At 64.7% G+C, this 19,805-nt stretch carries 22 protein-coding genes; 5 read left to right on the top strand and 17 right to left on the bottom strand.

The window, feature by feature from the left end; translation table 11 throughout:
- Positions 1–42: 42 nt before the first annotated feature.
- From fabF to ACTIEY_RS15395, 8 genes are all read right to left on the bottom strand, one after another.
- A complete protein-coding gene (gene fabF / locus ACTIEY_RS15430) occupies positions 43–1,287 on the bottom strand; it encodes a beta-ketoacyl-ACP synthase II (RefSeq protein ID WP_439520008.1) in 1,245 nt (414 codons plus the stop codon).
- Between the two features lie 7 nt (positions 1,288–1,294).
- Complete coding sequence (acpP, locus tag ACTIEY_RS15425; RefSeq protein WP_101047920.1) at positions 1,295–1,534, bottom strand: acyl carrier protein; 240 nt, start codon at positions 1,532–1,534, stop codon at positions 1,295–1,297.
- A gap of 118 nt (positions 1,535–1,652) precedes the next feature.
- Positions 1,653–2,414: a 3-oxoacyl-ACP reductase FabG gene (gene fabG, locus ACTIEY_RS15420; RefSeq protein ID WP_439520007.1), complete on the bottom strand. Its 762-nt coding sequence runs from the start codon at positions 2,412–2,414 to the stop codon at positions 1,653–1,655.
- 15 nt (positions 2,415–2,429) lie between these two features.
- Entirely contained in the window at positions 2,430–3,383 is a 954-nt protein-coding gene (gene fabD, locus ACTIEY_RS15415) for an ACP S-malonyltransferase (protein WP_439520006.1), read from the bottom strand.
- A gap of 39 nt (positions 3,384–3,422) precedes the next feature.
- A complete protein-coding gene (locus tag ACTIEY_RS15410) occupies positions 3,423–4,400 on the bottom strand; it encodes a beta-ketoacyl-ACP synthase III (protein WP_439520005.1) in 978 nt (325 codons plus the stop codon).
- A 19-nt stretch (positions 4,401–4,419) separates the two neighbouring features.
- Entirely contained in the window at positions 4,420–5,481 is a 1,062-nt protein-coding gene (plsX, locus tag ACTIEY_RS15405; protein WP_439520004.1) for a phosphate acyltransferase PlsX, read from the bottom strand.
- A gap of 113 nt (positions 5,482–5,594) precedes the next feature.
- Positions 5,595–5,777, bottom strand: a complete 183-nt coding sequence (rpmF, locus tag ACTIEY_RS15400; protein WP_005794249.1) for a 50S ribosomal protein L32 — start codon at positions 5,775–5,777, stop codon at positions 5,595–5,597.
- A 120-nt stretch (positions 5,778–5,897) separates the two neighbouring features.
- A complete protein-coding gene (locus ACTIEY_RS15395; protein WP_439520003.1) occupies positions 5,898–6,458 on the bottom strand; it encodes a YceD family protein in 561 nt (186 codons plus the stop codon).
- 37 nt (positions 6,459–6,495) lie between these two features.
- On the opposite strand from ACTIEY_RS15395, the gene ACTIEY_RS15390 reads away from it, so the two are divergent.
- A complete protein-coding gene (locus tag ACTIEY_RS15390) occupies positions 6,496–7,095 on the top strand; it encodes a Maf family nucleotide pyrophosphatase (protein WP_439520002.1) in 600 nt (199 codons plus the stop codon).
- Positions 7,089–7,892, top strand: coding sequence for an SAM-dependent methyltransferase (locus ACTIEY_RS15385; protein ID WP_439520304.1), 804 nt, complete (start codon positions 7,089–7,091; stop codon positions 7,890–7,892). Before ACTIEY_RS15390 ends, ACTIEY_RS15385 begins: the two co-directional genes overlap by 7 nt.
- A gap of 3 nt (positions 7,893–7,895) precedes the next feature.
- Here the strand turns inward: ACTIEY_RS15385 and galU are convergent, their stop codons facing one another.
- Positions 7,896–8,780 carry a UTP--glucose-1-phosphate uridylyltransferase GalU gene (gene galU, locus ACTIEY_RS15380; protein WP_439520001.1) on the bottom strand — a complete coding sequence of 295 codons (885 nt, stop codon included), beginning with the start codon at positions 8,778–8,780 and terminating at the stop codon, positions 7,896–7,898.
- Between the two features lie 154 nt (positions 8,781–8,934).
- On the opposite strand from galU, the gene ACTIEY_RS15375 reads away from it, so the two are divergent.
- Positions 8,935–10,377, top strand: coding sequence for a mannose-1-phosphate guanylyltransferase/mannose-6-phosphate isomerase (locus ACTIEY_RS15375; protein WP_439520000.1), 1,443 nt, complete (start codon positions 8,935–8,937; stop codon positions 10,375–10,377).
- Positions 10,378–10,381: 4 nt separating this feature from the next.
- Positions 10,382–11,416: a UDP-glucose 4-epimerase GalE gene (gene galE, locus ACTIEY_RS15370; RefSeq protein WP_439519999.1), complete on the top strand. Its 1,035-nt coding sequence runs from the start codon at positions 10,382–10,384 to the stop codon at positions 11,414–11,416.
- Position 11,417: 1 nt separating this feature from the next.
- Here galE and ACTIEY_RS15365 read toward each other — a convergent pair whose 3' ends face one another.
- Genes ACTIEY_RS15365 through ACTIEY_RS15335 form a run of 7 tightly spaced genes read right to left on the bottom strand, consistent with a single transcriptional unit; the run spans position 11,418 to position 16,809 of the window.
- Entirely contained in the window at positions 11,418–12,389 is a 972-nt protein-coding gene (locus ACTIEY_RS15365; protein ID WP_439519998.1) for a S49 family peptidase, read from the bottom strand.
- 12 nt (positions 12,390–12,401) lie between these two features.
- Positions 12,402–12,779, bottom strand: a complete 378-nt coding sequence (locus ACTIEY_RS15360) for a Rieske (2Fe-2S) protein (RefSeq protein ID WP_439519997.1) — start codon at positions 12,777–12,779, stop codon at positions 12,402–12,404.
- Between the two features lie 7 nt (positions 12,780–12,786).
- The gene (locus ACTIEY_RS15355; protein WP_439519996.1) at positions 12,787–13,446 is read right to left on the bottom strand and encodes an HAD family hydrolase; all 660 of its coding nucleotides are present in this window, start codon (positions 13,444–13,446) and stop codon (positions 12,787–12,789) included.
- 4 nt (positions 13,447–13,450) lie between these two features.
- Positions 13,451–14,293, bottom strand: coding sequence for an S-formylglutathione hydrolase (fghA, locus tag ACTIEY_RS15350; protein WP_439519995.1), 843 nt, complete (start codon positions 14,291–14,293; stop codon positions 13,451–13,453).
- Complete coding sequence (locus ACTIEY_RS15345) at positions 14,290–15,204, bottom strand: alpha/beta fold hydrolase (RefSeq protein ID WP_439519994.1); 915 nt, start codon at positions 15,202–15,204, stop codon at positions 14,290–14,292. The genes fghA and ACTIEY_RS15345 overlap by 4 nt, the downstream gene beginning before the upstream one ends.
- Before the next feature lie 8 nt (positions 15,205–15,212).
- Positions 15,213–16,319, bottom strand: a complete 1,107-nt coding sequence (locus tag ACTIEY_RS15340) for an S-(hydroxymethyl)glutathione dehydrogenase/class III alcohol dehydrogenase (RefSeq protein WP_439519993.1) — start codon at positions 16,317–16,319, stop codon at positions 15,213–15,215.
- A gap of 46 nt (positions 16,320–16,365) precedes the next feature.
- Positions 16,366–16,809 carry a MarR family winged helix-turn-helix transcriptional regulator gene (locus tag ACTIEY_RS15335; protein WP_439519992.1) on the bottom strand — a complete coding sequence of 148 codons (444 nt, stop codon included), beginning with the start codon at positions 16,807–16,809 and terminating at the stop codon, positions 16,366–16,368.
- A gap of 90 nt (positions 16,810–16,899) precedes the next feature.
- Here ACTIEY_RS15335 and ACTIEY_RS15330 point away from each other — a divergent pair, with 90 nt between their 5' ends.
- Complete coding sequence (locus tag ACTIEY_RS15330) at positions 16,900–18,603, top strand: FAD-dependent oxidoreductase (protein WP_439519991.1); 1,704 nt, start codon at positions 16,900–16,902, stop codon at positions 18,601–18,603.
- Between the two features lie 3 nt (positions 18,604–18,606).
- Here the strand turns inward: ACTIEY_RS15330 and ACTIEY_RS15325 are convergent, their stop codons facing one another.
- Positions 18,607–19,803, bottom strand: coding sequence for a urate hydroxylase PuuD (locus ACTIEY_RS15325; protein ID WP_439519990.1), 1,197 nt, complete (start codon positions 19,801–19,803; stop codon positions 18,607–18,609).
- Positions 19,804–19,805: the final 2 nt, after the last annotated feature.

Below are 19,805 nucleotides of genomic sequence, written 5' to 3'. Positions count from 1 at the left end.
GCTGTGCATGCGGGGAGCGAAAAATAGGAGCGATCGTTGGGTTCAGGCGCGACGAAAGACCAGCGTGCCGTTCGTACCACCAAAGCCGAAATTGTTCTTCACGGCCACATCGATCTTCATGTCACGCGCTGTGTTGGCGCAGTAGTCCAGATCGCATTCCGGATCCTGGTTGAAGATGTTGATGGTGGGCGGGCTCTTCTGGTGGTGCAGCGCCAGCACGGTGAACACGCTCTCGATCCCCCCTGCGCCGCCCAGCAGGTGGCCCGTCATGGACTTGGTGGAATTGACGACGACCTGGCGCGCATGATCGCCAAAGGCGGCCTTGATCGCATTGGTCTCGTTGATGTCGCCCAACGGGGTGGATGTGCCATGCGCGTTGAGGTACTGGACTTCATCAGGGTTCACACCCGCGTTGCGCAGGGCAGAAACCATGGATCGGCGAGGTCCGTCGACGTTCGGTGCCGTCATGTGGTAAGCGTCACCGCTCATGCCGAATCCGGCGATTTCCGCATAGATGCGCGCGCCGCGCGCTTTGGCGTGCTCGTATTCCTCGATCACCAGCACGCCAGCGCCCTCGCCCAGCACAAAGCCGTCGCGGTCCTTGTCCCAGGGACGCGACGCTGTCTTCGGGTCGTCGTTGCGGGTGGAGAGCGCCCGCGCAGATGCAAAGCCGCCCAGTCCCAGTGGAGAAACGGTCGCTTCCGCCCCGCCCGCGACCATGACATCGGCATCGCCCGACTCGATCATGCGGGCGGCCAGACCGATGGCATGCAGGCCGGTGGTACAGGCCGTGACCACCGCCATGTTCGGTCCCTTGAATCCAAACTTGATCGACACGTGACCAGAAATCATGTTGATGATCGATGCCGGCACGAAAAACGGCGAAATCCGCCGCGGCCCACGGGCCGTGAGTTCGGCGTGGGTCTGTTCGATCATGGGCAGACCACCGATACCGGATCCGATGTTCACGCCGATGCGCGTGGCCTCTTCCTCGCCCAGTTCGCCACCGGTCAACAGCCCCGAATCGGCCACCGCCTCGATGGCAGCAGCGAGTCCGAGATGGATGAAACGGTCCATGTGGCGCGCTTCCTTCTCGGGGATGTAGTCCGAGATGTTGAAACCCTTGACCTCGCCCGCAAACTTGCACGCAAACGGATTCGCGTCGAACTGGGTGATGAGATCAATGCCAGACTGGCCAGCGAGAAGGTTGGCCCAGGCATCCTGCACCGTGTTTCCCACGGGCGAGATGCACCCCAGACCGGTCACGACAACGCGACGGCGGCTCATGGGCAAATCAGGCTTTCTGGTGCGCGACCGCGTAATCGATGGCGTTTTGAACGGTGGTGATCTTCTCGGCGTCTTCGTCAGGGATCTCGATGCCGAATTCGTCTTCCAGAGCCATCACGAGTTCAACCGTGTCCAGCGAGTCGGCACCCAGGTCGGCCACAAAGGCCTTCTCGTTGGTGACCTGTCCCTCTTCCACGCCGAGTTGCTCGGCAATGATTTTCTTAACACGTGCTTCGATATCGCTCATAAGTCCCTCTGAGGGTGGTTGAAATACAAGGCCGTCATTTTAGCCATCCCGGGGAAGTCTCCCCAGATGGCCCGCCGGGCGGCTCAAGCGGCGCAGGAACGCGGGTTGCCCTGTGTGTTCAGGCCATGAACATGCCGCCGTTCACGTGCAGTTCCTGACCGGTGACGTAAGCAGCCTGTGGACTGGCCAGGTAAGCGACCGCATGAGCGATGTCGGCGGGTTTGCCAAGGTGCCCCAGTGGAATCTGGCCCAGAAGCGCTTTCTGCTGCTCTTCCGGCAATGCTGCCGTCATGTCGGTTTCGATGAATCCGGGCGCCACGCAATTCACGGTGATGTTGCGGCTGCCGAGTTCGCGCGCCAGGGCGCGCGTCATGCCCGCCACGCCCGCCTTGGCGGCGGCGTAATTGGCCTGTCCGGCATTGCCCGAAGCGCCCACCACGCTGGTGATGCTGATGATGCGCCCGTAGCGCTGCTTCATCATGGGGCGGATCACGGCGCGACTCATGCGGAACACGGCCTTCAGGTTGGTGTCCAGCACCGCGTCCCAGTCGTCGTCCTTCAGACGCATGGCCAGCATGTCCCGCGTGATGCCCGCGTTGTTCACCAGCACCTGCAGGCCGCCATGGCTCTTGACGATTTCATCGATGAGCGCATCGACCGATGCGGCATCGTTGACGTCCAGCTTCGCGCCTCGGCAGCCGCTGGCTGCGCCAGGCAATGCAGACAGCGTCGCGCCAACGCGAGACGCCCCTTCATCGCTGGTCGCAGTGCCGATCACGGTCAGGCCCCGCAACACCAGCTCGTGTGCGATGGCCGCACCAATGCCGCGAGAAGCGCCAGTGACCAGGGCCACCTGGCCAGCAAATTTGATGTCGGACATGAGGGTCTCCGGGTGTCAGGCGAGCAAGGCCTTGACCTCTGCCAGTGTCGCAGGGTCGAACAAGGCCGCACTGTTCAGTTGGGGGTCGACCCGCTTGACCATGGCAGCCAGCACCTTGCGCGGACCACACTCGACCACGGTGTCCACGCCGCGTGCCTGGATGGCTTGAATGCACTCGACCCAACGCACGGGGCCAAAAGCCTGACGGTACAAGGCATCGCGAATGCGATCGGGATCGGACTCGACCGCGACGTCGATGTTGTTGATGACGGGAATCTGCGGTGGCAGCAGTTCGGTGGCGGCCAGCTTTTCCCGCAGTTTCTCAGCGGCGGGTTTCATCAGGCTGGAATGAAACGGCGCAGACACCGGCAAAGGCAGCGTGCGCTTGGCTCCCAGCGCCTTGAGCACTTCACAGGCTTTCTCCACCGCGGCCTTGCTGCCCGCGATCACGGTCTGAGCCGGGTCGTTGTAATTGACGGCTTCCACCACCTCCGGGCTGCCAACGCCGAAGCTGGCCTGGGCTTGCGCGCAGCCCGCGTGAACACTGTCGGCGCCCAGTCCCAGCACCGCTGCCATGGCTCCCGTGCCTGAGGGCACCGCGTCCTGCATGGCCTGAGCCCGAAACCTCACCAGCGGAGCCGCTTGCGCCAGGGTCAGCGAGCCGGCCGCCACCAGCGCGGAGTACTCGCCCAGGGAATGTCCTGCAACCGCTGCCGGCGCCTGGCCACCTTCTGCGCACCAGACGCGCCAGGCGGCCACACCAGCCACCAGCATCACGGGCTGGGTGTTCACGGTCAACGCCAGCAACTCGGCCGGACCTTCATGGATCAGTTTGCCGACGTCCTCGCCCATGGCGTCGGAAGCCTCTTTCAAGGTCTCCCGCACGGCAGGATGGTCGGCCCAGGCGTCGAGCATGCCAACGGCCTGAGAACCCTGGCCAGGAAACACGAATGCGAAATTCTTCTTCATGGATCTCTTTGACAGAGGAGGATGGAATCGGGCGCCGGATCAGAAATCCAGCACCACCGAACCCCAGGTGAACCCGCCGCCGACCCCTTCCAGCAGCAGCGTGTCACCCTTCTTGATCTGACCCTGCCGCACGGCGTGGTCCAGGGCCAGGGGTATCGACGCGGCCGACGTGTTGCCGTGCTCATCCACCGTGACGACCACCCTTTCCATGGGAAGCTTGAGCTTGCGCGCGGTGCTCTGCATGATGCGGATGTTCGCCTGGTGCGGAATCAGCCAGTCCACGTCGGCAGTGGTGCGCCCCGCCTTTTCGAGCACGGTTCGGGCGGTGTCTTCGAGCACGCCGACCGCCAGCTTGAACACCGCCTGCCCATCCATCTTGAGCAGAGGGTCGCCGAGGATTTGCCCACCAGAGACGTGCCCCGGCACACAAAGAATGCCGGTGTGCTTGCCGTCGGCGTGAATGTCGGTGGCGAGGATGCCGGGTGTGTCCGAAGCCTGCAACACGACCGCGCCAGCGCCGTCGCCGAACAGCACGCACGTCGTGCGGTCGTTGAAATCCAGCAGCCGGCTGAACACCTCCGAGCCCACCACCAGCGCATTGCGCGCTCCACCCGTGCGAATCATGGCGTCTGCCACCGTGAGCGCGTAGATGAAGCCACTGCACACCGCCTGCACGTCGAAGGCCGGGCAACCCGCCACGCCCAGCTTGTGCTGCAGGATCGCCGCTGTCGAGGGAAACACCATGTCGGGCGTGGAGGTGGCCACGATGATCAGGTCGATATCGGACGCTGACAAGGCACTGGCCTCCAGCGCCTGACGGCAGGCCTGCAACGCCATGTCGCTGGCGTAAACACCGTCGGCCACGAAATGGCGCGCCCGAATCCCGGTGCGCTCGACGATCCACTCGTCGCTGGTCTCCACGCCACGCGCCGCCAGCATTGCCACGATGTCGACGTTGCTCAGTCGTTGGGGAGGCAGGCAACTCCCGGTGCCGGCGATACGGGCGTAACGTGTCATGCGGAAAAATTCGAGAGATTCAAAGGGTCGGGATGCTTTTGAGCTCGCTGGGCATGGATTCCGGCGAGATCAATGGCCGGGCGTGTGCGATCCGCTCCCGGACGTTGTCCAACAGTCTGTTGTGAGCTGCATCATAAGCCCGCGTGAGCGCCATCTCGAAGGCGAAGGCATCGGCCGAGCCGTGACTCTTGAAGACCAGTCCTTGCAGGCCCAAAAGGGCTGCGCCATTGTAACGGCGGTGGTCAACCCGATTTTTGAACGATCTAAGCACCGGATAAGCGACGATCGCGGCTATTTTCCGGAAGATATTGCGCGAAAACTCTTCCCGGATGAAGCCACTGATCATCGACGCCAAGCCTTCGCTGGCCTTGAGCGCCACATTGCCGACGAAGCCATCGCACACCACGATATCGGTCGTGCCCTTGAAGATGTCGTCACCTTCAATGTTGCCGAAAAAGTTCAGATCGCCGGTGTTGGCAGCATTTCTGAGCAGAACACCTGCTTTTTTAATCACTTCGCTGCCTTTGATGACTTCCTCGCCCACGTTGAGGAGGCCGACAGTGGGCTCCTTGTGTCCAGTGGCCGCCGCCACGAGCGCGGAGCCCATCACCGCAAACTGCAACAGGTGCTCTGCCGTGCAGTCCACATTCGCCCCGAGGTCGAGCACCGTGGTGGCACCGCCCCTGGCATTGGGCATCTGGGTGGCGATCGCCGGGCGATCGATGCCCTCCATGGTCTTGAGCACATAGCGGGCGATTGCCATGAGAGCACCCGTATTGCCCGCGGACACGGCTGCCTGTGCCGCGCCTTCCTTGATCTGGTTGATGGCCACGCGCATGGACGAGTCCTTCTTGCGGCGCAGAGCCACCTCCACCGGATCGTCCATGCTCACCACCTCCGTGGCCGGCACCACACGGCACCGCACGTTATTGAGCACCTGGGGCCAGGCCCGGAACACCTCGGGCTTGCCCACCAGCAGCAGCTGGGCCTGCGGGTGGCTGGTCAGAAAGGCGTGGCAGGCCGGCAAAGTCACCGCCGGGCCGACGTCCCCTCCCATGCAATCGACGGCAATGGTGATCATGAAGACATCCTGGAAGCGTAAAAAAAGCCCGCATGGGACATGCGGGCTCTTGCCTCAATCGCCATCTGGTCCCCGATCGCGATGTCGCGGCGAGGCCAGTGGCGGCCCGTCATTCAGGCTTCGGACTTGTTTTTCAACACCTGGCGGCCACGGTAGAAGCCGTTGGGGCTGATGTGGTGGCGCAGGTGGGTTTCGCCGGTGGTGGGCTCCACGGCAATGCCCGGCACATTCAACGCGTTGTGCGAACGGTGCATGCCGCGCTTGGAAGGGGACTTTTTGTTTTGCTGGACGGCCATGGTGGGCTCCTGAATTCGGGTGGGTTGGCGCCTGACCGTTGCACCTGTGCTTGACTCGGGTGCCTCTGGATGCCAGCGCAAAGCCAAGCATTATAGCGTGAAGCTGCACTCCACGCCACTTCATGTCTTCTTGAGGCGCTCCAGAGCTGCAAACGGATTTTTCCGGGTTGGCACTTCGTCCTCTTCTACGCCCGGGTCCCCCGCCTTGAACACCACGGACACCGGGCAACTTTCGTGCAGGGGAACCAGCGGCAAGGCCATGATCAACTCGTCCTCCAGCACATCAAAGAGGCTGGGTCGCGGCTCCAGGGCCAGCAGGTCTTCCTCGGCGTCGTCGTCCTGCGCTTCGGCGGTGGCCTCGTCGGCCACGAAACGGAACCATCGGTCCACCTCGAGCGGTGTGTCTACCGGTCCCAGGCATCGCTGGCAGGTCAGGGGCAGGCAGGTGCGGGCCTCGAGGTGCAACCAGGGCGAGGGGCTGCCGCCGCTGGCACCCGGTCGAAGTTCACCACGCGCTTCCCATCGAACGTCTCCGGGCAGGGCCTCTTCACCGTCGGCCTCTGCGCGCAACCGGGGCAAATGGGTAAGCGGTGTGTCGATCTGCAGATGACCGCGCGCTTCGGCAAAGGCACGGGCGTCCAGCCGATCGGGATTCCACGCGGATTTCGAAGGCGGTTTCATGCGGGCAGTGTAAAAGAATGCAGGGAGAATACCGCCCATGACATCCTCCCCGATCGCCACTCGCCCCTTGATCCTGGGCTCCACCTCGCGCTATCGCCACGAACTGCTGTCGCGCCTGAGGCTGCCTTTCGAGGCCGTCGCACCGCGGGTCGACGAGACGCCGAACCCGGGCGAGAACCCCGCCGATCTGGCCCTTCGCCTGGCGCTCGCCAAGGCGCGGGACGTGGCGCAGCGATTTCCGCAGGCCGTGGTGATCGGCAGCGATCAGGTGGCCGACCTGCACGGTGAGCCCCTGGGCAAGCCTGGTACCCACGAACGCGCCGTGGCGCAATTGAGGCGGATGAGCGGCAAGACCGTGGTGTTCCAGACCGCCCTGGCTGTGGTGTGCATGGAAACCGGCTTTGAACAATGCGAGATTGCGCCCGTTCGGGTGGTGTTCCGCCATCTGGGAGAGGACGAAATCGAGGAATACCTGTTGGCCGAGCAGCCTTATGACTGCGCAGGCAGCGCAAAAAGCGAAGGTTTGGGCATCGCACTGCTGGAACGCATCGACAACGACGACCCCACCGCCTTGGTCGGCCTTCCGCTGATTCGCACCTGCCATCTCCTGCGGACGGCGGGAGTCAAAGTATTGTGAGCACACACTCCGGAAAGCAGGGGGCGCTTTATCTGGTGCCCACGCCGCTGGATTTCGGCATGGGCCTGGACACACCCGCGGACATCGGCCTCTGGCTGCCCGGCGAAACGCTGTCCGTTGCCAGCCGTCTGACCCACTGGATCACCGAGAACGCCAAGAGCACGCGGGCCTTCCTGAAACGCGTGGAATCGGCCAAAGGGTTGGCTGCGCCGCTGCAGGAGCAGCACATTGCGGAACTGCCTCGCGCAGCCCACAAGAAGGGTGACCATTCACCTCAGGCAGACGGGGAGCCGGCGGCGCGAGATCTGCTCGCGCCTGCGCTCGCCGGTCACGACGTGGGCCTGGTGAGTGAAGCGGGCATGCCCGCCATTGCCGACCCCGGCAGTTCCATCGTGCGCGCGGCCCACGCCCTGCGTTTGCGGGTGGTGCCGCTGACGGGGCCCATTTCGCTGATGCTGGCGCTCGCGGCCAGTGGGCTCAATGGGCAACAGTTCGCCTTCGTGGGCTATGTGCCTCAGGAAACGGCCGAACGCGCCGGGCGCCTTCGCGATCTGGAGGCACTTGCCTTGAAGACAGGGCAGACGCAGATCCTCATTGAAACGCCCTACCGCAATGCCGCCCTGTGGCGTGCGCTGGTGCAGAACCTGCACCCGCACACGCGGCTGGCGATCTGCGGTGCAATGTCGCTGGACCAGCAGGTGAGCCGCAGCGCCCTGGTCAGCGAATGGCGCCAGACAAAGACTTTGCAGGACGGCCTGCCGCTGGAGGCGCCCTGCGTGTTCCTGCTGGGGCGATGAGCCTCAGGCCTTGATGCGCTGAAGATGCGCGCGCACTGCGCCGCTGAGTTCCTGGTTGGCCAACGCGAGGTCGATCGTGGCTTCCAGGAAGCCTTCCTTGCTGCCGCAGTCGTAACGCTGGCCGTCGTACCGGAAGGACTGCACTTTCTCCACGCCGATCAGGGCCGCGATGCCATCGGTGAGCTGGATCTCGCCGCCGGCGCCGCGCGGCTGCCGGCGAATGCTCTCGAAGACCGCCGGGGTCAGGATGTAACGCCCTGCCACCGCCAGCGTGGAGGGCGCCACGTCAGGCGCGGGCTTCTCGACCATGGCGAACACCTCCGCCAGCTGCTGTTCGGCGCCATGCACATCCACCACGCCGTAGCGTCTGGTGTCAGACCGCGGCACATCCTGCACCGCCAGAACGGTGCCGGGACTGGACTCGTAGGCCTCGACCATCTGCTGGAGCACCGTCGGGCCACCTTGCGCCTGGTTGCGGCCCATCATCAGGTCGTCCGCGAGCAAGACTGCGAACGGCTCCTGCCCCACCAACCGTTCTGCGCACAGCACGGCATGACCCAGGCCGAGGGCGCGTGGCTGGCGCACGTACACGCAGTCCATGTCGTCGGGCTTGATGGAGTGCACCAGGGCCAGCAAGGCACCCTTGCCGGCGGCCTCAAGCTCCACCTCGAGCTCGTACGCGGTGTCGAAATGGTCCTCGATGGCCCTCTTGTGGCGGCCAGTGACAAAGATCATTTCGCGGATGCCCGCGGCGTAGGCCTCCTCCACCGCATATTGCATGAGGGGCTTGTCCACCACGGGCAGCATTTCCTTGGGGATGGCTTTGGTGGCGGGCAGGAAACGGGTACCGAGGCCACCCACGGGGAAAACGGCTTTACGGATGGTCATGAGGGCGAGCCTTTTTCGCTGGTTCGTGAAGAATGGCTCACCATGGTAACGGTGTGCGCGCCGGCGAGAGTCGAAGGACTACACTGCCACGGTTCGACGGTCGGGCATTGCCATCTGAGGCCCGCGTCCGCCCCAACCGCACCTCCAAGCGCCCATGAGCATCACCCCCGTCATTCTTTGTGGAGGCTCAGGCACCCGCCTGTGGCCCCTGAGCCGACAGAGTTTTCCAAAGCAGTTCGTGCCGCTCCTGGGCGACCGGAATCTGCTGCAACTCACGCTGGAACGTCTGGCGTGGTGTGGTGAGCCTGCCATTTGCGTCGCCAGCGAAGACCACCGTTTTCTCGTGGCCGACGCCCTGGAATCCCGGAATGCCTCGGGCCAGGTCATCCTGGAGCCCGCTGCACGCAACACCGCCGCCGCCATGGCGCTGGCCGCGCTGCTCGCACGTTCGCAAGGCGGGGCAGACCCCCTGCTGCTCTTCTGCCCCTCCGATCACCACATTCCTGACGCTGTGGCTTTCGGCAAGACGGTCGAACAAGGCGTGGCGGCAGCCGAAGGCGGGGCCATCGTCACCTTTGGCGTGGTGCCCAGTTTCCCCAGCAGCGCCTACGGCTACATCCAGCAGGGCGACGTGCGCGCCGATGGCAGCCGCAGCGTGGCACGCTTCATCGAAAAGCCAGCGCCCGCCGCTGCGCAGAGCCTGCTGCTTCAAGGCCATGTGCTGTGGAACGCAGGCATCTTCCTGGTCCGCGCCAGCGTTCTCATCGAGGCACTGGCACGGCATGCGCCTGACATCCTGCAGTCCTGCGAGCAAGCCATGGCCGCGCCGCGCCGTGAGTCGGTGGGCCAAGTGAGCTTCGTGCGGCCCGAGGCGGCGCCGTTCCTGGCTTGCCGTTCGCAGAGCATCGACTATGCGGTGATGGAGCCGCACGACAACGTGGCGGTCGTGCCATTCCAGGGCCAGTGGAGCGATGTGGGCAGCTGGAATGCGGTGGCCGATCTCAGTCCCGCCGATGGCGACGGCAACCGCGTCACCGGTCAGGGCCATGCCCTGCAATCGCGGAACACCTTCATTCACGCCCCGGGTCGCACGGTGGTGGCACTGGGCACCCAGGACCTGCTCATCATCGACACGCCCGACGCGCTGCTGGTGGCACAGCGCGACCACGCCGAGCAGGTCAAGGACGTGGTGGCGCACCTGAGCCAGCGCAACATCTCGCAGGCCGCGACACACCGCCGCGTCGCCCGCCCCTGGGGCTGGTACGACAGCGTGGACGTGGGCGAGCGTTTCCAGGTCAAGCGCATCGGGGTGAAACCGGGCGCGTCTCTGAGCCTGCAGAAACACCACCACCGGGCGGAGCACTGGATCATCGTCAAGGGCACGGCCGAGGTCACGCGCGGACAGGAGGTCTACCTGCTGTCGGAGAACCAGTCGACCTACATCCCCATCGGCGAGGTGCACCGCCTGCACAACCCCGGCAAGATGGTGCTGGAGATGATTGAGGTCCAGTCCGGCAGCTACCTGGGCGAGGACGACATCGTTCGCCTGGAGGACATCTACGGCCGCCAGCCAGACCCCACCCGGACAGGCCGGTGACGCCATGAAGATCCTGCTGACCGGCGGTGCCGGCTACATCGGAAGCCACACCGCGGTGGCGCTGGTCGAAGCGGGCTTCGAACCCGTGGTGCTGGACAACTTCGCCAACAGCCACCCGCTCGTGCTCGAGCGCCTGGCGGACATCGTCGGCCAGCAGATCCCGCTGGAACGGGGCAACGTGCTCGACACGCCGTGGCTGGAGGACGTGCTGCGTCGTCACCAGCCTGCGGGCGTGGTGCACTTTGCGGGCGACAAGGCGGTGGGTGAAAGCGTGGCGAATCCGTTGAAGTATTTCCACAACAACATCGGCGGTGCCGTGAGCCTGATGCGCGCCATGGAGACGGTGGCCGCTGAGACCCCTGACGCCTCGCCCACGCTGGTGTTCTCCAGCAGTGCCACGGTGTACGGAGACCCTGCCAGCGTGCCGATCACCGAAGACTTTCCGCGCAGCCACACCAATCCGTACGGTCACACCAAGTTGGTGATCGAGGACATGCTGTACGCGCTTCATGCCGCTCGTCCGGCCTGGCGCGTCGGGGTGCTGCGGTACTTCAACCCCGTGGGAGCGCATGTCAGCGGACTCATGGGCGAGGACCCAGCCGGCATTCCGAACAACCTCATGCCCTATGTGGCGCAGGTGGCGGTGGGCCAGCGGGATCACCTCAACGTGTTCGGCAACGACTACCCGACGCCCGACGGCACGGGTGTGCGCGATTACATCCATGTGCAGGACCTGGCCGACGGGCACGTCGCCGCCATCAAGCGCCTGCTCGGTGGAAGCACCAGCTTCACCGTCAACCTGGGCGCGGGGCGCGGACACAGCGTGCTTGAACTGGTGAGCGCGTTCGAGAGGGCCAGTGGCCGCAAGGTGCCCTACCGCATCGCGCCTCGCCGTGCGGGCGACGTGGCGCAATGCTGGGCAGATCCCGGACTTGCCCAGCGCCTGCTGGGCTGGCGCGCCACCCGTTCGCTCGACGACATGTGCGCCGACACCTGGCGCTGGCAGAGCGGCAACCCCAACGGCTACCGCAGCAGCTGATTTACTTCAGTTGCACACCGGCTGCGCGCGCAGCCATGAACACGCCCTCGCCCACGCTTGCTCCAAAGCGCTTGGCCAGGCGCAGGCCCACGTTCTCACGCTGGGTGTAGTCAACGATCTCTTCGGCCTTGACGACCTCACGGGCCACGAAGTCGAGGCTGCCCAGGCCGTCGGCCAGGCCTTCGTTCACCGCCTGCTGGCCACTCCAGACCAGGCCGCTGAAGGTGTTCGCGTTTTCCTTCAAACGGGTTCCGCGGCCCTTTTTCACCACTTCGATGAATTGCGCATGGATCTCGTCGAGCATGCGCTGGATGTAGGCGCGCTGTTCTTCATCTTGCGGGCTGAACGGGTCCAGCAGGGCCTTGTTGGCGCCTGCCGTCATGAGACGGCGCTCGATGCCAAGCTTGTCCATGAGGCCGGTGAAACCGAAACCATCCATGAGCACGCCGATGCTCCCCACCAGACTGGCCTTGTCGACATAGATGTCGTCGGCGGCGGCGGCAATGTAATAGGCGGCCGACGCGCAGGTCTCCTCGACCACCGCATACACCTTCTTCTTGTGCAAGCCCTTGAGACGGTTCAGCTCGTCGTTGATGATGCCGGCCTGCACCGGGCTGCCACCGGGTGAGTTGATCAGCAACACCACCGCCTGCGCACCCGCGTCCTCAAAGGCCGATCGCAGGGCCGGGATGACGTTTTCGGCGCTGGCCTCGGCGCCTGCGCCAATCTCACCCTTGATCTCCACCACCGCCGTGTGCGGCGTGCTCACCGACGTGCTGCTGGCGTTGGCGCTGTAGATCATCCAGATCACGGCACCGAACAGCACCAGCCAGAGCAGGCGGAAGAAGATCTTCCAGCGCCTGGCGGCCTGTTGTTCGCGGATGGTGGCCAGCACGAGTTTCTCGATCGTCTCGCGCTCCCAGCCGCCTCCGGCCGGGCGGCTCACGCCCTGGTTCAAGGGATCTTCATTCATGGTCGATGGCTCTCAGAATTCAAGGGGTTTGAGATGGTATTGTGACCGCCAGTGGACGACGCCGTCCTGCTCCACCAGTTCGATCTTGAACAGGCCGCCGCGGCAGGGCCCGCCCTGGCAGGCGCCGGTATCCGGCTGGTAGACGGCACCGTGTGAGGCGCAGAGCAACCAGCGGCCCGTGTCGTCGAAGAACTGGTCGCGCTGCCAGTCCATTTCCATCGCCACGTGCGAGCAACGGTTGAGGTAGGCGTGCGCCTGGCCTTCGAAGCGCACCGCGAACGCGCGGCAGGTCTGGCCCGCGTAGATCACGTCAAACGGCACAGCGCGCCCGCCCTCGACCAGATCGTGGCTGTTGCACAGCGGATGGATCGGGTCTGGGGCGTTGACCATGGCGTCTTCAGGCGTGGGCGGCGAGCCAGTCGTGCAGCTCGCGCACGGAGTGCGCCACATGCAGAGGCTTCAGTACTTCAAAGGCGGCCGGCTCATGCGCACCGTAGCTCACGCCCAGGCTCGCGCAGCCCGCATTCAGCGCCATCTGCAGGTCGTGCGTGGTGTCCCCGATCATCAGGGTGCGTTCAGGCTTCACACCGAACTCGCCCATGAGCTCCAGCAGCATGCGGGGGTGCGGCTTGCCAGCGGTTTCATCGGCCGTGCGCGATCCGTCGAACACGCCATGAAGTTCCTGCGTGTGCAACACCTCGTCCAGCCCTGCACGGTTCTTGCCGGTGGCCACGGCCAGCAGATGTTGGCGACCCTTGAGCTCGGCGAGCAACGGCAGCACCCCCTGGAAAAGGCTGAGGTCGTTCTGGTGCGACATGTAATGAAAGCGGAACCGCTCACCCAACTGGGCATAGCGCTCCCGCGGCACGTCGGGCGCGGCATGCGCCAGCGCCTGCATCAGGCCCATGCCGATGACGTAGCTGGCGGCCTCCTGCGTGGGCGGCGTGTAGCCGAGGTCGGTCACCGCACTCTGGATGCAGCGGGCGATGACGGCCGTGGAATCAAAGAGGGTACCGTCCCAGTCGAATGCAATGAGGTCGAATTGACGCGGTCGCATGGGATCAGATGGTGAGCGCGTGGTGGCGCAGGTGGTCTTCGATGAAGCTCGCTATGAACCAGTAGCCGTGGTCGTAGCCATCGTGCCGACGCAGCGTGAGCGGTTGGCCCGCCTGTGCGCAAGCGGCTTCGAAAAGGTGCGGATGCAATTGCTCGGCCAGGAATTTGTCGGCCAGGCCCTGGTCGATCAGCAGGGGTGGCACCTTTTGGCCTGCGGCCACCAAGGCAGTGGCGTCGTGTGCCTCCCAGGCGCGACGGTCAGGACCGAGATAACCCGTGAAGGCCTTTTCGCCCCAGGGGCAGCGGCTCGGCGCCGCAATGGGCGCCAGTGCCGAAACGCTGCGGTAGAGGCCAGGATGGCGCAGGGCCAGCGTGAGCGCACCGTGACCACCCATGGAATGACCGAACACGCCCGCTCGCTGTGCGTGCGCGGGAAAATGGCGTGGCACCAGCGCATGCAGCTCCTGAGTGATCCAGGTCTCCATGCGAAAGCAGTTGGACCAGGGTGACTCGGTGGCGTCCAGGTAGAAGCCGGCACCATGGCCGAAATCCCATGCCTCGCTCGCACCGTCGATGCCGGTGTCGCGCGGGCTGGTGTCTGGCGTGACCAGCATCAGCCCCAGTTCAGCCGCCACCCGCTGGGCGCCGGCCTTGATGGCAAAGGTCTCTTCGTTGCAAGTGAGCCCCGCCAGAAAATACAACACGGGCACCGGACCGCTGGCAGCCTGCGGCGGCACGAAGACCCCGAACTTCATCGGCAGGCCGATGGCGCTGGAAGCGTGCTGGTAGAAGCCCTGAACGCCGCCAAAGCAGCGGTGAGTGGACAAGATCGTGATGTCGGTGTTCATGTCATGAGGTCAAGGGAAACGAGTTCGAGCACCGCATCGGCGAAGACCTTGGGCGCTTCTTGCGGCAGATTGTGGCCAACGCCGGGCACCAGACGGTGAGAACGCGGGCCAGTGAACCTGGGTGCATGGACAGATGGATCAGCGGGTGGCCGCACGCCGTCATCGATACCGTCGAACGTGATCGCGGGCACGGAGATCGGCGGCTGCGCAGCCAGCCGCGCTTCCATGTCCGCGTACGCGGGATCGCCTGGAACGAGCCCGAAGCGGTGACGGTAGGAATGGATCACCACGTCGACAAAGTCCGGATGGTCGAAGGCCCGGGCACTGCGTTCGAACGTCGCATCGTCAAACCGCCAGGTGGGCGACCACTGATTCCACAACAGGCGGCAGAGATCACGCCGGTCGCGCACGAGCGCAGCTCGACCGCGATCGCTGTGAAAGAAATACTGGTACCACAGCATGTGCTCGCGTTGGGCGGTCTCAGGCTCCATCGCGCGCGCAATGTCCTGGATGTTGTAGCCGTTCAGGGACACCAGGCCCCTGCAACGGTTCGGCCAGAGCGCCGCCACCACACAGGCGGCGCGGCCACCCCAGTCGTATCCAGCCAGCACGGCCTGGGGAATCCCCAGCGCATCGAGCAGGGCCAGCAGGTCGGCACCGAGCGCCGCCTGCTCACCCGAACGCGGCGTGGTCGAACTCCGGAAATGCGTGTGGCCATAACCGCGAAGGTAGGGGACGACCACTCGACAGCCCTGCTCGGCCAGACGCGGCCACACATCGGCATAGGCATGAATGTCGTAGGGAAAGCCATGCAGCAGGACCACCGGTGGGCCATTCGGGGGACCGGCATCGACATAGGCGACATCGAGCACTCCCGCCTGGACGCGCTGCAGCGTGGGTGCTTCGCTCATGGCAGCCGTCAGAAGAGCACGACGCCGCGGATCGATTCGCCCCGCTTCATCAGATCAAAGCCCTTGTTGATGTCGGCCAGCGGCATGGTGTGGGTGATCAGGTCGTCGATGTTGATCTTGCCCTCCATGTACCAGTCGACGATCTTCGGCACGTCGGTTCGGCCGCGCGCGCCGCCGAACGCCGAGCCTTCCCACTTGCGGCCGGTCACGAGCTGGAACGGCCGCGTGCTGATCTCCGCCCCGGCCTCGGCCACGCCGATGATGATGCTGCGGCCCCAACCCTTGTGGGTGCATTCCAGCGCCTGGCGCATCACTTGCGTGTTGCCGATGCACTCGAAGCTGTAGTCGGCGCCACCATCGGTGAGTTGCACGATGGCATCCACCACGTTCTCCACTTCCTTCGGGTTGATGAAGTGCGTCATGCCGAATTTGCGGGCCATCTCCTGGCGCGCAGGGTTGATGTCCACACCGATGATCTTGTCGGCGCCCACCATTTTTGCGCCCTGGATCACGTTGAGACCGATGCCGCCGAGACCGAACACCACCACGTTGGCGCCGGCCTCCACCTTGGCAGTGAAGATCACGGCACCGATGCCGGTGGTGACGCCGCAGCCGATGTAGCAGACCTTGTCGAACGGCGCGTCATCGCGGATCTTCGCCAGCGAAATCTCCGGGGCCACGGTGTAGTTGCTGAAGGTGCTGGTGCCCATGTAGTGAAAAATGGGCTTGCCGTCGATGCTGAAACGGCTGGTGGCGTCGGGCATCAGGCCCTTGCCCTGCGTGCCGCGAATCAGCTGGCACAGGTTGGTCTTGCGGCTCAGGCAGAACTTGCATTGGCGGCACTCCGGCGTGTAGAGCGGAATGACGTGGTCACCCTTCTTGAGCGTGGTCACGCCCGGCCCCACATCCACCACAATGCCCGCGCCCTCGTGCCCGAGGATGGCGGGAAAGATGCCCTCAGGATCGGCGCCGGAGAGCGTGTAGTAATCGGTGTGGCAGATCCCCGTGGCCTTGATCTCCACCAGGACCTCACCGAACTTCGGACCCTCGAGGTCCGCGGTTTCGATGGTGAGTGGCTGGCCTGCTTTCCAGGCGACGGCGGCTTGCGTTTTCATGGGTGGCTCGATGGGTTGGTGGAATCGCCGTTGAGGTTACCGCAGATCAGGTGGCGCCGTCCTCACGCCCGATGGATGCCACCACGCCGGCGTATTCGGCGAGCGCGCCCAACAGCAAGGCCGCCGGCGCTTCGCCCAGTTCGTCGACCAGTTCGCGCTCTGCCCTTTTCAGCGCCCGCGCGAAGGCTGCCAGCCAGGCTTCGCCTTCTTCGGTGAAATGAACGATGCGGGCGCGCCGGTCCAGCGGATCGGCCACACGGATCACGAGACCGAGCTCTTCACACTGGTCGATCAGTTCCGTCATGGCCGCGTTGGTCATGTTGGCGCGACGCGCCAGCACGGTGATGCGGGTGCCTTCTCGATCAAGATGCCGGGTCAGGTTGACGTGGGGCAGGCGGGTCTGGGCATGACCAGCCTGGACCATGAGCTCCATCACACGGGCCTCGAAGCGCATCAGGGCGTTGCCCAGGATGCGCCCCGCGTTGTGCATGCGCCAGGCGTCCGTCGATCGTCGGCGCCTGGACGGTGGGGGGTTTTTCGCTACACTCAAAGTATTTAGGTCACCTAAGTAAATTCCGACATGTCTGACGAATTATCCGGCCGCACGGCTTCGCACCAAAACGGTTTCCAGACCGATGTGCTGATTGCCGGAGGTGGTCCATGTGGACTCATGCTGGCCAACGAGCTGGGGCGCCGCGGCGTGCGCGCGCTGCTGGTGGAACCCAAGCCGGGAACCGCTTTCAATCCGCAGGCCAATGCTACCCAGGCGCGCACCATGGAGCACTTTCGCCGCCTGGGTTTTGCCCATGAGATCCGTCAACAGGGATTGCCGCCAGACCACCCGACCGACATCGCCTATTTCACGCGCTTCAGCCAGCACGAGCTGGCCCGGTTGCGCCTGCCCACGGCCGGCCAGGCGGCCGCTGCGGTCAAGCGCCTGGGAGGCTCCTGGAGCGCCGCAGAACTGCCCCACCGGGTGTCGCAGAAGTTCGTCGAGGCCACTTTGCTCAAGCACGCCCGGGCGTGGCCCGGCATCGTCATGCAGCATGGCTGGCGCCTGCGGGGCTTCACCGATCGCGGCCACGATGTGCAGGCACAGATCGAATCCCTCGATGGTGCATCCACAGCCAGCGTGTCGGCGCGCTACCTGGTCGGCGCCGACGGCGCGCGCAGCTTCGTTCGACGGCAACTGGGCATCGAGTACGGTGGTGCCACGGGTTTCAAGCGCGACTTCATGGGCGGGAAGATGTTCGCCATCTACCTTCGTGCGCCCACCTTTCACGACACACTTCCGCACGACAAGGCGTGGATGTACGTGTCGGTGAACGCCGAGCGCAGGGCCTTCATGGCGTCGGTCGACGGGCAGAGCGAATTTGCGTTCCACGCCGCCATCCACGAAGGCGAAGACGCCGAAGGCTGGACCGAGGCGGATGCCCGAAGGATCTTTGCGCAGGCGATGGGGCGCGAGGTGCCCATCGACATCCTCTCCATGCTCACCTGGACCGCCGGCCATGCCCTGGTGGCCGAGCGGTTCCAGAGTGGCCGCGTGTTTCTCGCGGGCGATGCAGCCCACCTGTTCACCCCCACCGGTGGCCTGGGCTACAACACGGCGGTGGAAGACGCGGTCAACCTGGGCTGGAAGCTCGCGCATGTGGTGCAGGGGCGCGCACCTGAAGCCTTGCTGTCCACCTACGAGGTCGAACGCAAGCCGCTGGCCGAACGCAACACGGGCTACGCGAAGCGGTTTGCCGACTCGGTGGGCCTCTTTCAGGTGACGCCGGAACTGGAGCTCGATACACCCGAAGGCGAGCACGCACGCCAGCTTGCCGGCGCACACCTCGATGCGCACGTGCGGCTGGAGTTCAACATTCCGGGCGTGACCTTTGGAGGTCGCTACGACGGGTCACCGATCGTCGTGGCCGACGGCACGGTACCCCCGCAGGACCAGCCGAACGAATACGTGCCCACCGCCTGTCCCGGCGGCCGTCCGCCGCACGCGTGGCTGCCGAATGGACGATCGCTCTTCGACAGTTTCGACGCCGAATGGACGCTGCTGTCGCTGGGCCCTGATGCACCGGATGCTTCGGCGTTCGAACTTGCAGCGCGACGCGCTGGCCTGGATCTGAAAGTGGTGCGCCATGCAGACCCGGCACTGCGCACTCTGTACGAAGCGCCGCTGGTGCTGATCAGGCCCGATCAGATCGTGGCCTGGCGCGGGCTGGATGCGAGCCTCGCGGCGCGCATCCTCGCCACCTGCACGGGCCATGCGGCGGCGAACGGCTGACGTTCAGTCCACCCTGGCGCCGGCCTTGAACCACTGCGCCACCATGGCACGTTCTTCCTCGGTGATGCCGGTGGCGTTGTTCATGGGCATGAGGCGCGTGACCACCACCTGCTGGTAGACCGTCTGTGCGTGTGTCTTCAACGAGTCGGCGGTGTCCAGCCGCACGTTCTTCGATTGCAGTGCCTCGCCATGGCACATCACGCAGCGCTGCTCCAGCACCGGTCTGAGTTCGGCGTAACTCACGGTCTGTGGCACCGACACAGCGGCCGTGGGCGCAGGCTTGAGCCACACGATGAGCCCCACCAGCACCACCACGCCAGCCGCCGCGTATTTCCAGGGGTGCGGATTGCGGCCCAGTTTGTAGCCGTGGCGCATCACGAAGAACTGCCGGATCGCCGCACCGGCGAACATCATGCCGATCAGGATCAGCCAGTTGTACTCGTGTGTGTAGGTGAAGCTGTAGTGGTTGCTCAGCATGGCGAACAACACTGGCAGCGTGAAGTAGGTGTTGTGCACGCTGCGCTGCTTGCCGCGCTGGCCATGGATCGGGTCCACCGGCCGGCCGGCCTTGAGGTCGGCCACCACGGTGCGTTGCCCTGGAATGATCCAGAAGAACACGTTCGCGCTCATGGCGGTGGCGATCATGGCGCCCACCAGCAGGAAGGCCGCGCGGCCCGCAAAGAGCTGGGTGGCCAGCCACGCCGCCACGCACACCAGCACCAGCACCAGTGCGCCGACCTTGGCGTCGCCGTTCTCCTTCTGCCCCAGCGTGCGGCAGATGGCGTCGTAGAGCAACCAGAACACCACCAGGAAAGCCAGCGCCGCGGCGATGGCGGCGGCGGGACTCCAGTCCATCACCTTCGGGTCGATCAGGTAGACGCTGGGACTCCAGAGGTAGGAGATGAGGAACAGCGCAAAACCCGAAAGCCAGGTGGAATAGCTCTCCCAGTAGAACCAGTGCAGGTGGTCGGGAAGCTTCGGGGGTGACACGGCGAACTTCACCGGGTGGTAGAACCCGCCGCCGTGCACCGCCCAGAGTTCGCCACTCACGCCGTCCTTCTTCAGTTGTTCGTCTTCAGGAGGCGTGAGGCTGCTGTCGAGAAAGACAAAGTAGAAAGAGGAGCCGATCCAGGCGATGGCGACGATCACATGCAGCCATCGCAACAGCAGGTTGGCCCAATCGAGCAGATAAGTTTCCATGG

It is taken from the genome of Hydrogenophaga sp. (genome assembly GCF_051858985.1).
Classification (GTDB): Bacteria; Pseudomonadota; Gammaproteobacteria; order Burkholderiales; family Burkholderiaceae_C; genus Hydrogenophaga.
The sequence above is the reverse complement of the archived record's forward strand: the minus strand, read 5'-3'. Positions and strand labels throughout refer to the sequence as shown.

Excerpts from the sequence above, each read along its gene's own strand:
- fabF (WP_439520008.1), bottom strand. The coding sequence starts at position 1,287 with ATGAGCCGCCGTCGCGTTGTCGTGACCGGTCTGGGGTGCATCTCGCCC.
- acpP (WP_101047920.1), bottom strand. The coding sequence starts at position 1,534 with ATGAGCGATATCGAAGCACGTGTTAAGAAAATCATTGCCGAGCAACTC.
- fabG (WP_439520007.1), bottom strand. The coding sequence starts at position 2,414 with ATGTCCGACATCAAATTTGCTGGCCAGGTGGCCCTGGTCACTGGCGCT.
- fabD (WP_439520006.1), bottom strand. The coding sequence starts at position 3,383 with ATGAAGAAGAATTTCGCATTCGTGTTTCCTGGCCAGGGTTCTCAGGCC.
- ACTIEY_RS15410 (WP_439520005.1), bottom strand. The coding sequence starts at position 4,400 with ATGACACGTTACGCCCGTATCGCCGGCACCGGGAGTTGCCTGCCTCCC.
- plsX (WP_439520004.1), bottom strand. The coding sequence starts at position 5,481 with ATGATCACCATTGCCGTCGATTGCATGGGAGGGGACGTCGGCCCGGCG.
- rpmF (WP_005794249.1), bottom strand. The coding sequence starts at position 5,777 with ATGGCCGTCCAGCAAAACAAAAAGTCCCCTTCCAAGCGCGGCATGCAC.
- ACTIEY_RS15395 (WP_439520003.1), bottom strand. The coding sequence starts at position 6,458 with ATGAAACCGCCTTCGAAATCCGCGTGGAATCCCGATCGGCTGGACGCC.
- ACTIEY_RS15390 (WP_439520002.1), top strand. The coding sequence starts at position 6,496 with ATGACATCCTCCCCGATCGCCACTCGCCCCTTGATCCTGGGCTCCACC.
- galU (WP_439520001.1), bottom strand. The coding sequence starts at position 8,780 with ATGACCATCCGTAAAGCCGTTTTCCCCGTGGGTGGCCTCGGTACCCGT.
- ACTIEY_RS15375 (WP_439520000.1), top strand. The coding sequence starts at position 8,935 with ATGAGCATCACCCCCGTCATTCTTTGTGGAGGCTCAGGCACCCGCCTG.
- galE (WP_439519999.1), top strand. The coding sequence starts at position 10,382 with ATGAAGATCCTGCTGACCGGCGGTGCCGGCTACATCGGAAGCCACACC.
- ACTIEY_RS15365 (WP_439519998.1), bottom strand. The coding sequence starts at position 12,389 with ATGAATGAAGATCCCTTGAACCAGGGCGTGAGCCGCCCGGCCGGAGGC.
- ACTIEY_RS15360 (WP_439519997.1), bottom strand. The coding sequence starts at position 12,779 with ATGGTCAACGCCCCAGACCCGATCCATCCGCTGTGCAACAGCCACGAT.
- ACTIEY_RS15355 (WP_439519996.1), bottom strand. The coding sequence starts at position 13,446 with ATGCGACCGCGTCAATTCGACCTCATTGCATTCGACTGGGACGGTACC.
- fghA (WP_439519995.1), bottom strand. The coding sequence starts at position 14,293 with ATGAACACCGACATCACGATCTTGTCCACTCACCGCTGCTTTGGCGGC.
- ACTIEY_RS15345 (WP_439519994.1), bottom strand. The coding sequence starts at position 15,204 with ATGAGCGAAGCACCCACGCTGCAGCGCGTCCAGGCGGGAGTGCTCGAT.
- ACTIEY_RS15340 (WP_439519993.1), bottom strand. The coding sequence starts at position 16,319 with ATGAAAACGCAAGCCGCCGTCGCCTGGAAAGCAGGCCAGCCACTCACC.
- ACTIEY_RS15335 (WP_439519992.1), bottom strand. The coding sequence starts at position 16,809 with ATGCACAACGCGGGGCGCATCCTGGGCAACGCCCTGATGCGCTTCGAG.
- ACTIEY_RS15330 (WP_439519991.1), top strand. The coding sequence starts at position 16,900 with ATGTCTGACGAATTATCCGGCCGCACGGCTTCGCACCAAAACGGTTTC.
- ACTIEY_RS15325 (WP_439519990.1), bottom strand. The coding sequence starts at position 19,803 with ATGGAAACTTATCTGCTCGATTGGGCCAACCTGCTGTTGCGATGGCTG.